The organism is Kiritimatiellia bacterium (assembly GCA_018001225.1).
Lineage (GTDB): Bacteria > Verrucomicrobiota > Kiritimatiellia > CAIQIC01 > JAGNIJ01 > JAGNIJ01.
Genome location: JAGNIJ010000010.1, coordinates 1 through 15,134, shown reverse-complemented (window position 1 = coordinate 15,134; position 15,134 = coordinate 1). Strand labels below are relative to the sequence as shown.

The window sequence follows — 15,134 nt, the reverse complement described above, 5'->3', positions numbered from 1 at the left end:
GGGAATCTAGTTAATTCTTCGGTGAAGAATTGTACTACCCCTCTCTCTATGCAATTGTCAAAGAACCACCCGCCTGCGGCGGGAAAATGTTCAAGACCGAATAAACCGGATGGCATGGGCGTGCCTGGAGTCGAACCAGGGACCTCGTCCTTATCAGGGACGCGCTCTAACCAACTGAGCTACACGCCCGAGCAAAACCTCGCTATGGCTTGCCCGGGCGTAGTTCGAGGCGAACTCCAAGTCCGGCCCGGCTTCACCCCCTCCCTGCGGTCGGGGACTTCGCCGTGGCAGGCTTCATCCTCGGCTTCGCCTCGGACGAAGCCTGGTGGAGGCAAGGGGGTTCGAACCCCTGACCCCGAGCTTGCAAAGCTCGTGCTCTTCCAACTGAGCTATGCCCCCTCGAAAAATAAGAGGGCCGAGACGACCATCCGTTGGACTTACGCAATCTTCGGACCAGAAGCGGCGCGACGTGCCAGGCCTGATGATGAAACTTCCCACGGGTTGCCCCGTCGGAAGGTCGTCTTCGCCCCGTTAAAAACGGGGCGGGACGATTGTCCTACCGCAGCAGGTTGATTTGTTGATTTGATGATTCGATGATTGGAAACCAATCCTCCAATCAACCCGTCTTCCAATCAACCGCCTTGGTGCTCCTTAGAAAGGAGGTGATCCAGCCGCAGGTTCCCCTACGGCTACCTTGTTACGACTTCATCCCAGTCATCAACCACACCTTCGGCACCATCCTCCCTTGCGGGTCGTACCGGTGACTTCGGGTGCAGTCGACTTCCATGATGTGACGGGCGGTGTGTACAAGGCCCGGGAACGTATTCACGGCGCCGTAGCTGATGCGCCATTACTAGCGATTCCAGCTTCATGAAGTCGAGTTGCAGACTTCAATCTGAACTGTGAACAGTTTTGGGGATTAGCTCCACCTCGCGGTTTTGCGTCCTTCTGTACTGTTCATTGTAGCACGTGTGCAGCCCTGGACATAAGGACCATACTGACTTGACGTCATCCCCACCTTCCTCCTGCTTTTCACAGGCGGTCTGATTAGAGTGCTTCGGGCTTGCGCCCAAAGAGCAACTAACCACAGGGGTTGCGCTCGTTGCAGGACTTAACCTAACACCTCACGGCACGAGCTGACGACAGCCATGCAGCACCTGTGCGGCACCCTCGAAGGGGGCCCCCGTTTCCGGGGGCTTGCAGCCGCATGTCAAGTCCAGGTAAGGTTCTTCGCGTTGCATCGAATTAAGCCACATGCTCCACCGCTTGTGCGGGCCCCCGTCAATTCCTTTGAGTTTTAATCTTGCGACCGTACTCCCCAGGCGGCGCACTTAACGCGTTAGCTCCGGCGCGAACGGGGACAATGCCGCTCACACCAAGTGCGCACCGTTTAGGGCTGGGACTACCAGGGTATCTAATCCTGTTTGCTCCCCCAGCTTTCGTGCCTCAGCGTCAGTATCCGTCCAGAAGGCCGCCTTCGCCACCGGTGTACCTCTAGATATCTACGCATTTCACCGCTACACCTAGAATTCCGCCTTCCTCTCCGGTACTCGAGCCCCGCAGTTTCGGATGCCATTCCACAGTTGAGCCGTGAGATTTCACATCCGACATACGGAACCGCCTACGCACCCTTTACGCCCAGTAAATCCGAACAACGCTCGCCGCCTCTGTATTACCGCGGCTGCTGGCACAGAGTTAGCCGTGGCTTCCTCCTGAGGTACTATCACGCCTCCGGGGTGTTAGCCCGGTGGCCGTTGCTCCCTCACGACAGCAGTTTACAATCCGAAGACCTTCATCCTGCACGCGGCGTCGCACCGTCAGGCTTTCGCCCATTGCGAATGATTCTCGACTGCAGCCTCCCGTAGGAGTCTGGGCAGTGTCTCAGTCCCAGTGTGGCTGACCATCCTCTCAGACCAGCTAACCGTCATAGCCTTGGTGGGCCGTTACCTCACCAACTAGCTGATAGTACGTGGGCCCATCCTTCAGCGCCAGGTCCTTTCGGATCCCCGGCTTTGGACAGTCCCGGATGCCCGGGACGACCACATTCGGTATTAATTCCGCTTTCGCAGAGCTATCCCCAACTGAAGGGCAGGTTGCCCGCGTGTTACTCACCCTTTCGCCACTGTCACCGGAATTATATTGCTATAGCTCCGGATCTCGTTCGACTTGCATGCCTAATCCACGCCGCCAGCGTTCGTTCTGAGCCAGGATCAAACTCTCCGTTAAAAAACGTTGAGCCCATCCTCGCCGTTTCCGGCTCGGACGGTTTATTGATCCCAAATCAACAACCCCGTAAACGGGATTGTGGAATTGATTACAGGCTCCGACACATCGCGCCACTTCTGATTCGAAGTGGCGTAAGTCTTATTCGGTTGTCAAAGATCAAGACGACAAACTACCCCTCTGTCGCCTTTCCCTCTTTCGGCCTCGGGTCAAGGCGACTACAGGGCTCATTAAAGAGCAACTACAAAAAAACAACCCGAAATTCTGCTGCCAAGATATCGGGATAACGTGAGCGTGTCAATAGACTTTTTTAAAAAATTTTTCCCGGCTGAAAAACGGCTGTTTCCCCCTATTTCAGCGGGGTTCCGTCGCCCCCCCGCTGTAGGCCGCCTCGACGGATACCTTCGCCTCGCCGATTCCGGAGATCCCCTCGCGCAGCCGATCCCGGACGCCGGCGGCCACCTCGGCATACGCCTTTTCCGGCAAATCCACCGAAACGACCAGGTCCACGGACACCTCGAATCCATGCGCTTCTCCCGACACCCGCAGATCGTGAAAACCCACCAGGCGCTCATCCCCCGCCACGAACTGCTGCAGCCATCCCCGCACACGCCCGTACGCGGGATGGCCCCGATCCACAGGATCCACGTGAACGATCGCCTTGCAGCCCGTCACGCTCTCGACCTCGTCCTCCACGCGCTCGGCCAGGTCGTGTGCTTCGAGCGCACTCCGCGCCGCGTCCACCTCGATGTGGAAGGACACCAGTTTCACATCGCCGTACTTGTGCAGGATCACGTCATGCACGCCGCGCACGCCCGGCACGCGCGCCGCGGCCTGCTCTACGCCATCGACTTCCTCTTTGGTCGGCGCCTCGCCCACGAGCGGGCCGATGCCGCCGATCACCAGGCGGATTCCTGTCCACGCGACCACGCCCGAAATGAACAGGCCGATCCAGCCGTCCACGGCCGTCCACCCCCACCGGGACAGGATCAAACCGAGCGTCACGGTTGCGGAGGTGATGGCGTCGAACCGAAGGTACCAGTAACTGGCCTCCATGGAGGATAGCCCGGTGGCCTCGGAGATCCGGCGGGAGAAGGTCGCGAGCCCCTCCTTCAGGGGAACGGCGAGGGCGACCACGGCGATCATCCACCACGGCGCCACGTAGTCCGGCGGATGAAGGATCCGGTCCGCGGAGGTGCGCGCCAATTCGATGCCGACGACGACCAGGAGCACGGCCATGATCAGCCCGGCCACGAGGTCCATGCGGCCGTGGCCGAACGGATGCTCGCGGTCGCGCGGCCGCCGGAACCAGTGAATGCTCCAGACCACGATCCCGCTGCCGACCACGTCGAAGAAGCTGTCCGCGGAATCCGCCACCAGGGCGATACTGCCCAGGACCAGGCCGAGCATCAGCTTGGTCAGAAACACCCCGGTATTCACTCCGATGCTGGCCCAGCCCTGCAACAGGCCCAGGCGCGCCTTGCGTTCGGTGGCCGGCCGGTCCCCGGCCACGCGGTGGAGCCACCGCGCGATCCAGCCCCCGGATGCCCCTGGAACCTGGCTCGTCATGAAAGGTTGCCGCTCATCGTAGGACGTCGGCCCGAAAAGGTACAGCGAGTTTACGCACCCGGTGGCGCCCGCGGTTTTTTTTATTACAGGCCTTCGTTGTTCGTGCTATGGATTGAACAAGAATCGGGGCGAGAGCGCCCGGAGGTGAACTGCATGAAATCAGGAAAGCTGTTGGCCACGTGCGCGATCTCCCTTCTTTGGCCCGCGCCCGCGCCGGCGTTCATTTTTACTAATGTCGGATATGCCAAGGTGGATTCCGAGGACCACTCCGTGTTTCCCGGCGAGACGGTCAATTACTCCTTTTTTTTGGATCCCGAGCGATCGTCGGACACGGACGTAACCATCACGGACTGGCGCGGGCCCGGCACGACGGGGTATAGCGATATCGTTTCCTTCCCCACCGCCACCCCCGTCTTCCTCAACGGCGGCTCGGGCGTGCAGTGGAACGTCACGGTCCCCGCGGATGAGCCGTTCCAGGCCAGCTACAAGGTCCACGTGGATACCAACGCGCCGCCGGGCCAGTTCATACAGAACAAGATCTTCTTTGCCTTCACAAACGTGACGCCGGCTTTCACGTCCCGCGCGAATTACGAGGTCGCGGTGGAGGCCCCGAACGCCACACGGGGCGCGACGCCCCACGCGGAGGAAACCGAGGAACCCGTCGCCACGATGACGGGCGAGTACGTCCTGCCGCCGGTCACGGACCTGGACCTGGGCGGGCCCCTGCCCCTGCGCTTCACGCGCCGCTACGCCTCGCGGCTGAACGACCCGGGCACGGACGGGATGCGCACGCCGCTGGGCTCCGGCTGGTCCTCCGACTTCGACGCCCAGGTCATGCGCTCGCCCGGTTCGGACCCGGCCGAGTGGCATATGCACGTCCTGCTCCCTTCCGGCAAGCGGGTGGTGTTCATCGAGGTGTACAACACCAACGGCCAGGGCGGGGTGTGGGCCCTGAACTTCGACCGGGAGCCCGACCCCTACGAGCTCAAGACCGACGGGACGGACCTCTGGTTCCTCGACCCGGAATCGGAACGGCTCTACCGCTTTGACTGGAGCGCGCACGCCTTCGCGAAGGAAATCCTCGACCGCTACGGGAACGCCCTGCGGCTGCAGCGCCGGCCGGACGGGCTGGTCACCAATGTGTCCGACGGGCTCGGTCGCGCGCTGACCTTCGACTACAACGCCGCGAGCAACCTGGTCCGCGTCTCGGACGGGACGCGGTCGGCCGGCTTCGGCCACGACGCGCAGGGCGCCCTGACCCACGCGACCAACGCCGCGGGCGAGGTCACCGTGTACGCCTACGACGCCACCCACTCCTTCACCAACGGGAACGGCGCGTTGATGACCTCCGTCCAGTACCCGGCCGGCAACGCGCCGTACGTCCAGCTTTTCAATGCCGGCGGCCAGGTCACCAACCAGGCCGACGCCTACGGCGCGGCCTCCTCGTTCGAATACGGCGCGGGCGGCGATACGACCGTCACCGATCCGCAGGGGGTGCTGGTCCATCGTCACACGAACATGCAGTATGCGTCCCGGACCGTGGACCAGGGCGGCGGGACCAACACCTTCACTCTCGGCTTTGATTACGACCGGCCGATCGCCACGAGGAACCGGCTGGGACAAAGCGCGAACATCGGCCTCAACGCGGCACGGAAGATCGGAACTTATGTGGACCCGCTCTCCCGCGTGACGCAATGGCGCTACGAGGAGACCGTCCAGGTGTTCACCAACCGCGACCAGCCGGGCCTGGCCGTCACCTTTGTTTTCGAGGACCTGTCTACCAACCGGTTCTCCAACTTGAGCACCCTGGACTACCAACGCGACGGGCGCGGGCTGCCGACGAACCTGACGGACCGCGCAAGCAATGTCTGGTCGGCCACCTACAACGAGCGTGGCCAGCCCGTGGCCCTCGCCCGGCCCGGCGGCGGAACGCAATCCCTGACGTATAACGCCGACGGCACCGTCGCCTCCGTCGCGGACGACGACACCGGCCCCACCCTGTTCGCATACGACGCGCTCGGCCGGCTGACCGGCATCCAGCGCCCGGACGGCTCGGCCGAGCGGTGGGGCCTCGACGCGATGGGCCGCGTGACGGCCTTCACGAACGCGGCGGGCGGCGTGACGGCCTTCGCCTATGACGCCAACGGGAGGCTCGCCACCCTGACCGATCCGGCCGGGTACGCCGTCGCCGAGCAGGCCGACCTGATGGACCGGGCGACCAACCGGGCGGACAGCCTGGGCTTCCTGGCGGCGGATGCGTACGACGACATGGGGCGGCTCGTCCGGCGGCGCGAGCCGGCCGGCACGAACACCTACGCCTATGACCTGCGCGGCTGGCGCACCAACCTCGTCCGCGGCGCCCGGTCCTGGTCCTGGGACTATGACCGGGAGGGCCAGGTCACGCGCGCGGTCGATCCGCTGGGCCAGGCGATGGCCTATTCCTATAACGCCGTCGGGCTCATGACGCAGTCCGTCAGCGCCGCGCACCAGACCAACCGGTACGTGTACTACCCCGACGGCATGCTCGCCCTTCACCGGGATGCGTACACCAACTTGACCCGCTTCAGGTACGACGGGGAGAAGCGGCTCATCTGGATCACCAACGCCCTGGGGCACAGGGCGGCCTTCGATCGCGACGCGGATGGGAACCTCGCGCGCCGCACGGACTTCGACGGGAACGCGACGACCTTCGGCTACACGCCGATGGGCCGGCTGGCGGCCGTCACCAACGCGCTGGGCGAGGCCACCCGCCTGGCCTATGACGCTTCCGGCCGGCCGATCCGCGCGGACTACGCGGACGGGACGCGGTCGGAGCGCGCGTACAATGCCGCCGGCCGGCCGGCGTCGGTCACGGACGAAGGAACCAACACCTGGCGGTTCAGCTACCACCCGCGCGGCGAGTTGCTGGCCGTGACCAATCCCGCCGGCGGCGCGGCGGCCTTCACCTATAATCTCGACGGCACGCTGCAAACCGCAACCGACACGGACACCGGCCCGGTCTCCAACCGCTACGACGCGGCCCGTCGGCGGACGGAGACCGCGTTCCCCGACGGGTCGAGCGTCTTCTACGAGTACAACGAGCACCACGAGTTGACCGCCCGCACCGACGGGCGCGGCAACCGGACGGAATATGCCTATGACGACGCCGGCCGGCTGACGAGGATCACGGACGCGAAGGGGCAGCCCACGGATGTCCGCTACGACGCAGACGGCCGCCCGACCAACCTCGTGGACCGGACCGGCGCGACCACGACGTTCGAGTACGACCTGGCGGGCCGCCTGATCGCCGTAACGGACCCCACGGGCGTGCGCACCGCGTATGGCTATGACGCGCTCGGCCGCGCCACGAACATCACCGTCGGGACCTCGACGTGGGCCCTCGCCTACAACAATTCCGGCGTCCTCACCGGGTGGGTCAGCCCGCTGGGCCGGATGACGACGAGGGTCCCCGACGCGCTGCAGCGCGTCGCGCAGACCGTCAATGCCCTGGGGCACACGAACACCACGACCTACGACGCGCGGGGACGCGTGGCGCGAACCACGGATGCGCAGGGCCGGAACACGGACTACGCGTACGACCCGCGCGGCCTGCTCGCGGGCGTAACGCTGCCGGACACGGGCACGGTGACCTACGCGCGCGACGCGCTCGGCCGGGTCAGTCGGATCACCGACTTCAACGGCGCGCACTGGGATTTCGCTTCCACGCCGATGGGCCGGCTGCAGACCCTGGCCGATCCCCTATCCCGGGTCACCCAGTACGCCCGGGACCCGGTCGGGCGGGTGTCCGGGGTCACCTGGCCGGACAGCTCGACGGTCGCGTACACCCGCGACGCCAATGGGGAGATTGTCCGCGCCCAGTATTCCGGCGGGCCGGACCTGGCGTTCCAACGCGACGAACTGGGGCTGATCACCAATGCCCCCGGGCTCGCGCTGGCGTACGATGCCGAGGGCCGCGTCAACGCCGCCGACTTCTCCGGCGCGGTCTTCGGCGCGACCTACGACGCCGCCGGGCGGCTCGCTACGGTGACGTATCCGGCCCTCGGGTCGGGCGCGGCGTTCACGGTGACGTACGGCTACAACACCGGCCCCGCGGGCGACGGGCGGCTCGCCTCGGTCTCGAACAGCCTGACCGGCGTGACCGTTTTCTTCGGCTATGACGCCGACGGCCGCCTGCGGACCGTGAGCCTCCCCAACGGGGAGGTCATCACGTACACCTGGGACGACGCCGACCGGCTAACCCGGCTGCAATCCGGCGATTACGTGGACCTCGCGCTGACCTACGACCTTTCGGGACGCGTGACGGAAACCGACCTGATCGCCCCTCTCACGCCCTCCGGGAACCTGGTCTCCGCCATCGCCAACCTGGCGTACGATGCCGCCTCGCAGATTTCATCGGCCGGCTACGCGCACGACGCGCGCGGCCGGCTGACCGCCGCGCCCGGCCGGACGTTCGCCTGGGACGGCGCCTCGCGGCTGACCAACGTCAACGCCGCGACGCTGGAATACACCGCGCTGGGCGACGTGATGACGCGCACGGAAGGGGCCGCCGGCACGTATTTCTATCACCACCATGCCTTCCCGCTCCCGGCCATCGTGGCCGAGCAGAACGCCTTGAGCAACCAGACGCGGTTTTACATCTACACGCCCTCCGGCCGGCTGCTGTACATGGTAGACACGGCCGACGGCAACAAGACGTACTTCTATCACTTCGACCAGGCAGGAAACACCCTGGCGCTCACCGACATGGACCGGGCCGTGACCGATGCCTACGCCTACGATCCCTACGGCCGAATCCTCGCCCGCACCGGCGCGAATCCCCAGCCGTTCGCCTTCTCCGGCGCGTGGGGCGTGCGCCGGGACGGCACCAACGGCCTCTACCAGATGCGCGCGCGCTGGTACGACGCCACGATCGGCCGGTTCCTCTCCCCCGAGCCCCTCTGGCCCGACATCGGCTCTCCCCAGAAGCTCAATCCATATCAGTACGTCGGCAACGATCCCTTGCGGCGTGTTGACAGGGATGGCCTCGATTGGGAGGGGTTGGACACCCGTCTACTGGATCCTCTTCTGGAGCGTGCACTCGAAACGCGGATCTCGGACCTCCCCAGACCTCCGCAGCAGGAGTTTAGCAAGACCGTCGCGCTCCGGGCGCCCATCCCGGCTGAATTGGCGCACCCCTGGCGGCCTCCCCTGCAGCCTACGAATGCGCCCCCGCAGCCGGAGAATCTGGAATGCCATCAACTACCCAAGAATACCGCCCCGCAGCGCCCCTCGCCGCTCGAGCAACTGGCCTACAACATCCACGGCGCGCAGACCCCGTTCCCCGGCGCGCCCTTCCAGCCCATCGCGCCGGACAAGGACGAATCGCCGGTCCGGAAATCGCTGACGGAATACACTTCCACGGACATCGTCGGGGGGCTTTTCGATTTCAATCCCGCCCACGCGAGTGGCGAATTCCGGCTTCAGCTCCACATCATAGAGGCCATGGGGAGACGCCCCGTCCCGAACGGACCGCTGTATGTCGTGCAGGGCGGCTCGCCCTGGGCCCAACCGCCCGCGGCGGACCCGGCGGCGGCGCGCCGGTGGGACGAGGAACTGGACCGGCATTTCCGGCAGCGGGGCGATGAACCGCTCTCCCTGTACGAAGTGCAGGGCGGCTCGCCGTGGGGGCGCCCGGCGCCGCAGGAGATCGGCCGGCAAATGATACGCCGCTGGGAACGTAATGTGAGACGGCACCTCCTGCGCTCGATGCGGCATCAAGAGAACCACCTGAAAGACCTGCGCAACCAGGTCGCAGGCCGGTTGTTCGAAGTTCCGCTCCCCGCGGACCCGGCGCTGGACGAACTGCCCGCCGACGAATTGCCGGCCGTCCTGCAGGATGTGAACCGTCAACTGGATGACGTGTTGTTTCTACGAAGTTGGCTTGATCTGTAATCAATAAATGAGGCCATCCCATGAAGAACCCGCCTTGTTCAACAAGCGTTCTCCTCGCCCTGCTGCTCCCGGCGCTCGCGGCGTCCGCTGTGACCATCCAGTACACCTACGACGAGGCCGGGCGGCTGACCCGGGCCGACTACGGCGGCGGGGAGAAAATAGATTATGTCTATGACGCCAACGGCAACCTGCTGCAACGCACGGTGAGCGGGTCGGGCGAGATCACCTACACGCTGATCTACCGCGCCGGGACGGGCGGCACGATCGGCGGCGTCGCGACGCAGGAGGTCGCCGTCGGCGGCAACGGCTCGCCGGTCACGGCCGTGGTGGACAACGCCAGTGTGGTCTTCAGGCGATGGAGCGATGGGGCCACCGACCCGATCCGGACCGACACGAATGTGCAGGCGAACCTCACGATCCAGGCCGCCTTCCGCAGCACGGGCGGGGCGGACCTGGATTGGTACGCCGCGCGCGGCATTGCGCCGGGCGGCGGCGAGGACTGGACCGACGTGGACGCCCGCGCCGTCGCCGGCAAGGGCACCACGCTGCGGCACGAGAACATCGCGGACACCGACCCGGCCAACACCGCCAATGTCTTCCGCGTCACCGGCATCGAGGCCAGGAACGCGACGGTCGTGCACTTCGAGCCCGGCTCGACCGGCCGCGTGTACACCTTCCAGTTCAACGAGGCCCTGAACGACGGCGCCTGGAGCAATGTCCCCGGCGTCGACCCGCGCCCCGGCGCCGGCGGAGAGGACGCGATGGCCGACACCAATAACGCGGCCGCAAGACGTTATCGAGTGACCGTAGAGGTTCCGAACTGACGGCTTATGAGAGGATTGCGGCGGTAATCCCCCTCGCGCGGGAAATGAACGCTTGTTTTCCCGTGCCGATCCATGCTCTACAGACGGGGAACCGATAAGGAAACACCTATGTCCCGTTCCGAACTGATCGTCGCCCTGGATGTCGCCGGGACCGCCGAGGCGCTGGCGCTGGTGGACCGGCTGCCGCCGGACATCACCTGGTACAAGATCGGTCTTGAGCTTTTCTGCGCGGAGGGGCCGGCGGTCGTGCAGGCCGTTCGCGCGCGCGGCAAGAATGTCTTTCTGGATCTCAAGCTGCACGACATCCCCCGCACGGTCGAGCGGGCGGTGATCTCCGCCGCCAAGGGCGGGGCAGGCATGCTGACGATTCATTCTTGCGGGGGCCGGGTGATGCTCAAGGCCGCGGCCGACGCGGCCCGGCGCAGCACGCGCCCTCCCCTGCTGGTGGCCGTGACCACGCTGACCAGCCTGGACCAGCGGGACCTGGCCGAACTCGGCATTGCCCGCGATCCGCAGATCCACGTCATGGCCATGGCGGACATGGCCTTGAAGCAGGGGATCCACGGCCTCGTCTGCTCGCCGCAGGAAGTCGAAGGACTCCGGGCGCGCTTCGGGGCCCGCACCGTGCTGGTGACCCCGGGGATCCGCCCGGCGGGAAGCGACCCGGGCGATCAGAAGCGCGTGGCCACGCCGGCGGCAGCCGCGCGGGCCGGGGCGGATTTCCTGGTCGTGGGCCGCCCGATCCTCGACGCGACCGATCCCGCGGCGACGGCGCGGGCGATCATCAAGGAAATGACGCTGTAGCGCGTCCCGCGCCGTCTCCGCCCGGGAACGTCGAAGGGCGAATTACGGAGACCGGGTGGCGTCGAAACTGCCGGAATAGACGCCGCTTCCGCCCGGGCCTTCCTCGCGCCCGGTGATGCGGCCGAACAGCTCCCGGTCCACGATGGTGCCGTCGTAGTACACCTCGCCGGTCACCCCGTTGGTGCCGCCCGAAATTTCGGCCACGAGCAGGAACTTGTTGCCGTTCATGCGCCCCGTCAACAGGGTCTCGCTGCGGAGATTGGTGCTGCGCACGTCTCCGGAGGCATAGACGGTCAGGGCCATGCTCCGGGTTTCGCAGGTCTGGGCCTGACCGCTCGGCGCAAAGCATTCCGTCACGGTGCCCTGGTACACGCCGGAGTAGTCTTCGTCATCATCGTCGTCATCATCCGACGAGTCGTCGTCCGTGTTCGCGATGAGGATGGCGGCGCCCGCCACGGCGGCGGCGCCGCCGGCGATGAGCCCGACGCCCAGGAGGCTCGACCGCTCCCGAGGCGGCGGGGCCGGCGCCACGGGAGCCACGACGGGTTTCTCCTCCGCCGTGGGCCGGGCGGAGGCGCTCCGGATTTCGATGGTGTTCCAGGCGGTCTCCTGGGTGGCCTCGTCGGCGTCCATGGCTTCGATATAATACAGCACCTGGTCGACATCCGCGAGGAGGTCGGGCGGAATGGTGCCGACGTACAGGTCGGCGTCGGAGGCTTTCATGGGTACGCGGAACGGAGCAGCGTCGCGGGACAGGGAATAAAACAGCGTCACGTACTTGACCGGCCCGGCGTCGTCCGTGACGCGCGCCATGACGGAAATCGGCTGGCCGCGGATGGCCGCCTTGACGGGCTGGTGCCGGATTTCGGGCGGCTCGTTGGCGCGCGCCGCCAGGTTAAAGGCCAAGATGCAACCCGCCATGATTCCCGCCCGCCGTGAAAATAAAGCATTCATGTCGATGATCTCCCCCGGCCGCGCCGGAAACGGCCTGACGAATCTTTGCGGCTATCCTACCAGATCGTCATTCATTGCGCAAAGCCTCGGCAGGGGAAATGCGGGCCGCCAGGCGCGCGGGCCAGTAGGAGAACAGGATGCCGAGGACCGCCGCCGCGCCCAAGGGCCACAACAGCACAACCCCTTCCAGCCGAACGGGGACGCCCCAGCGCCGGCGCACTGTTTCCACCAGCAACCCGGCCACCCCCATGCCCGCGAGGGCCGCCAGGCCGGTCACCATGCAGGCTTCGAGGGTGAACAGGCGCGCGATATCGCCCCGCGTGGCGCCGATGGCGCGGCGCAGGCCGATTTCGGGCAGGCGGTCCCTTACGTTCGCCACCATCAGGCTCATGAGCGTGGTGCCGCCTAGGACGAGGCACAGCAGGGCGATGCTGCCGCCCGCCAGGCGTACGGCCTGCTGCCAGCGGCGCACGCCGCGCAGGAGGATATCCGGCGTGATCCATGAAAGCCCGTCGGCTCCGAGCAAGTCGCGCGCGACCGGCAGCAGGTCCTCCACGCGGCGGTCGGAAGGAACCTGGATGAACATGGCATCCGCCCGCCCGAAGGCGTCCGGCGTTTTATCGCCCCAGGCCACGGGCGCCGAATGCGGCACGAGCACGACCAGGTCGCCGGTTTGCAGGCGCGGATTTTCCGCCTCTTTCTCCAAATCGCCTCCTCCGATCAATGCAACGCCGACGACCCGAAAGGAGACCTGGTCCAGGCTGACCAGGGCGCCGGGCCCGGCGCTCCAGCGGCGGGCGAGGGCCGAACTGATGACGCCATGGCGCGCCCCTTCCCTCATGTCGTGCGAGTCCAGGTTGCGTCCGGACTCCAGCATCCAGCCGCGGACGGGGAGCATATACTCGTCGGTCGCCAGGACCGTCACCCGGCTCTTGTCCGAGGGCATGCCGACCTCGTAGCGCCGCGCGGCGGTGACGCGGCATTCCGGCAACTGGCGGGCCAGTCGGTCGGCCTGCGCCCGCGTCAGAATCGGCGGCGCATCCGCGGCGCCGCGGGACTCGGGCAGCACGGCCATCACCTGGGCGCCCAACTCGCGCACCAACTCCTGCGCTCTCGCCCGCAATCCGTCCAGCACGGCGAGCAGGAGCGTCAACGCCGTGAACCCGATGGCCACGGCCAGGAAAGACAGGCCCACGCGCGCCGGCTCCGCGCGCACGCCCTCCCAGAGATCCCGGGCCCAGAAACGCAGGCCGGAACGGGCGCTCATGGCTTCAGCGCTCCTTCCACGCAGACCAGGTGTCGGGTGGCGTACCGGAGCAGCGCCTCGTTATGGGTCACCAGGAGCACGGTCAATCCGTCCGCATTCAACCGGCGAAAACAATCCATCACGGCGCCCGCGGAGGCGGCATCCAGGTTGCCCGTCGGCTCGTCGGCTACCAGGAGTTCGGGCCGCAGCGCCACGGCGCGGGCGATGGCGACGCGCTGCATCTCGCCGGCCGACAGCACCCGGACCGGGCGATCCGCCAGGTCCGCCAGGCCGACCGTGTTCAGGGCGCGCGCCGCGGCCCTCCGGTTTTCCTCCTCGTCGCCTCCGACGTAGCGGAAACGGAACAGCACGTTCTGCACAACGGTCCGGTGCGCGAGCAGGCAGAAGCGCTGAAAGACGACGCCGATGGCCTGCTTCCGCAAGTCGCAGAGCGCCTCCTCCCCCAGCCCGGAAACTTGCCGCCCCCCGAAGGTAACCCGGCCCTCGGTGGGAAAATCGAGGAGCGCGGCGAGGTTCAAGAGGGTGGTCTTGCCGCTTCCTGAAGGGCCCGTGATCATCACGAAGTCGCCGCGACTGATCTCCAGGTCCACGCCCTTGAGCACGTCCACGCGCCCGGCGGGCGACGGGAAGCTTTTCCGCACGCCGGCCAGTTGCAGCACGGGAGCCGCCGAACTCATCGGATCGCCACCCGTTCCCCGGCCTCGAGGCCCTCGATCACCTCGAAGTTCTGCTCGTCGGCTTGCCCCAGCTTAAGCGCCCTCCGCGCGGCGACCGGACCGTTCACGACCTCGCACCAAGCGCCCTCGCCGTCCCAGCGGACGGCGCGGCGCGGCACCTGGAGCGCGTCGGGCCGGGCATAGGACAGGACGCTGGCGCGCACGGACATCCCGGCGCGCAGGCGCTCGTCCGAATCGGTGACGCCGATCACGACGCGGAAGTACTTCTGCCAGCCGGGCCGGCCCACCATGCTCTGGGCCATGGACCCGATGGATTCCACGACGCCCCGGAGCTGGAGTTGGGGATAGGCGGCCGGCACGATGACGACCTCGGCGCCCTCGCGCAACAGGGAGAGTTCCGCCTCCGGCACGTCGCACTGCACCAGGGGCTCGGTCATGTCCGGCAGGGCCAGGAACGCCTGGTTGCGGTAGATCGTGTCCCCGACGCGGACCGTGCGGTACTCGCTGCCGACATGGATCGGCTTGTAGACCACCATGCCGGCGACCGGCGAACGGACCACGCAATTGGAGAGTTTCTCGCGGGCCAGCTGCAACTCCTGCTCCGACGAGGCCAAGGTGGCCCGGGCCCGGTCGAGCGCCGAGGGATGCAGGAATTTCTTCGTCAACTCCAGCTGGAGGGCCAGCCGTTCGGCCTGCGCGCGCGCCGCGGCGACTTTGACCTCCTGCTGCTGCACCTCCTGCTCCGAGATCAGGCCTTCCTCCAGCAGCTGGCGGCTGTCCACGAGGTACTGCCGTTCGGACTCGTGATCACTGACGGCCTTGGCGTGGTTGACCTCCAGTTCGCGGATTTCCAGCGGGATCTTGGCGTTTTCCAGGCTTTCCAGG

Annotated in this window: 8 protein-coding genes, 2 tRNA genes and 1 rRNA gene; 3 read left to right on the top strand and 8 right to left on the bottom strand. The window is 66.3% G+C overall.

Going from position 1 to position 15,134, the window contains the following annotated elements; genetic code table 11:
* Positions 1-115: 115 nt before the first annotated feature.
* From KA248_05040 to KA248_05025, 4 genes are all read right to left on the bottom strand, one after another.
* A tRNA-Ile gene (locus tag KA248_05040) sits at positions 116-189 on the bottom strand.
* 134 nt (positions 190-323) lie between these two features.
* A tRNA-Ala gene (locus KA248_05035) sits at positions 324-399 on the bottom strand.
* Between the two features lie 256 nt (positions 400-655).
* Positions 656-2,226: ribosomal RNA gene (locus KA248_05030) — 16S ribosomal RNA — on the bottom strand.
* A gap of 351 nt (positions 2,227-2,577) precedes the next feature.
* The gene (locus KA248_05025; protein ID MBP7829263.1) at positions 2,578-3,792 is read right to left on the bottom strand and encodes a cation transporter; all 1,215 of its coding nucleotides are present in this window, start codon (positions 3,790-3,792) and stop codon (positions 2,578-2,580) included.
* Positions 3,793-3,945: 153 nt separating this feature from the next.
* On the opposite strand from KA248_05025, the gene KA248_05020 reads away from it, so the two are divergent.
* The 3 genes from KA248_05020 (at position 3,946) to pyrF (ending at position 11,351) form a co-directional block, all read left to right on the top strand.
* Positions 3,946-9,723 carry a hypothetical protein gene (locus tag KA248_05020; protein ID MBP7829262.1) on the top strand — a complete coding sequence of 1,926 codons (5,778 nt, stop codon included), beginning with the start codon at positions 3,946-3,948 and terminating at the stop codon, positions 9,721-9,723.
* A gap of 20 nt (positions 9,724-9,743) precedes the next feature.
* A complete protein-coding gene (locus KA248_05015) occupies positions 9,744-10,547 on the top strand; it encodes an RHS repeat protein (GenBank protein ID MBP7829261.1) in 804 nt (267 codons plus the stop codon).
* A gap of 108 nt (positions 10,548-10,655) precedes the next feature.
* Positions 10,656-11,351, top strand: a complete 696-nt coding sequence (gene pyrF, locus KA248_05010; GenBank protein ID MBP7829260.1) for an orotidine-5'-phosphate decarboxylase — start codon at positions 10,656-10,658, stop codon at positions 11,349-11,351.
* Positions 11,352-11,393: 42 nt separating this feature from the next.
* Here pyrF and KA248_05005 read toward each other — a convergent pair whose 3' ends face one another.
* The 4 genes from KA248_05005 to KA248_04990 form a co-directional block, all read right to left on the bottom strand.
* Positions 11,394-12,272, bottom strand: a complete 879-nt coding sequence (locus tag KA248_05005; GenBank protein ID MBP7829259.1) for a hypothetical protein — start codon at positions 12,270-12,272, stop codon at positions 11,394-11,396.
* Positions 12,273-12,372: 100 nt separating this feature from the next.
* Positions 12,373-13,572, bottom strand: coding sequence for an ABC transporter permease (locus tag KA248_05000; GenBank protein MBP7829258.1), 1,200 nt, complete (start codon positions 13,570-13,572; stop codon positions 12,373-12,375).
* A complete protein-coding gene (locus tag KA248_04995; GenBank protein ID MBP7829257.1) occupies positions 13,569-14,249 on the bottom strand; it encodes an ATP-binding cassette domain-containing protein in 681 nt (226 codons plus the stop codon). The genes KA248_05000 and KA248_04995 overlap by 4 nt, the downstream gene beginning before the upstream one ends.
* On the bottom strand, positions 14,246-15,134 hold an 889-nt coding region (locus KA248_04990; protein ID MBP7829256.1), incomplete at its 5' end, for an efflux RND transporter periplasmic adaptor subunit. The genes KA248_04990 and KA248_04995, both read right to left, overlap by 4 nt.

Excerpts from the sequence above, each read along its gene's own strand:
- KA248_04995 (MBP7829257.1), bottom strand. The coding sequence starts at position 14,249 with ATGAGTTCGGCGGCTCCCGTGCTGCAACTGGCCGGCGTGCGGAAAAGC.
- pyrF (MBP7829260.1), top strand. The coding sequence starts at position 10,656 with ATGTCCCGTTCCGAACTGATCGTCGCCCTGGATGTCGCCGGGACCGCC.
- KA248_05025 (MBP7829263.1), bottom strand. The coding sequence starts at position 3,792 with ATGACGAGCCAGGTTCCAGGGGCATCCGGGGGCTGGATCGCGCGGTGG.
- KA248_05000 (MBP7829258.1), bottom strand. The coding sequence starts at position 13,572 with ATGAGCGCCCGTTCCGGCCTGCGTTTCTGGGCCCGGGATCTCTGGGAG.
- KA248_05020 (MBP7829262.1), top strand. The coding sequence starts at position 3,946 with ATGAAATCAGGAAAGCTGTTGGCCACGTGCGCGATCTCCCTTCTTTGG.
- KA248_05015 (MBP7829261.1), top strand. The coding sequence starts at position 9,744 with ATGAAGAACCCGCCTTGTTCAACAAGCGTTCTCCTCGCCCTGCTGCTC.
- KA248_05005 (MBP7829259.1), bottom strand. The coding sequence starts at position 12,272 with ATGGCGGGTTGCATCTTGGCCTTTAACCTGGCGGCGCGCGCCAACGAG.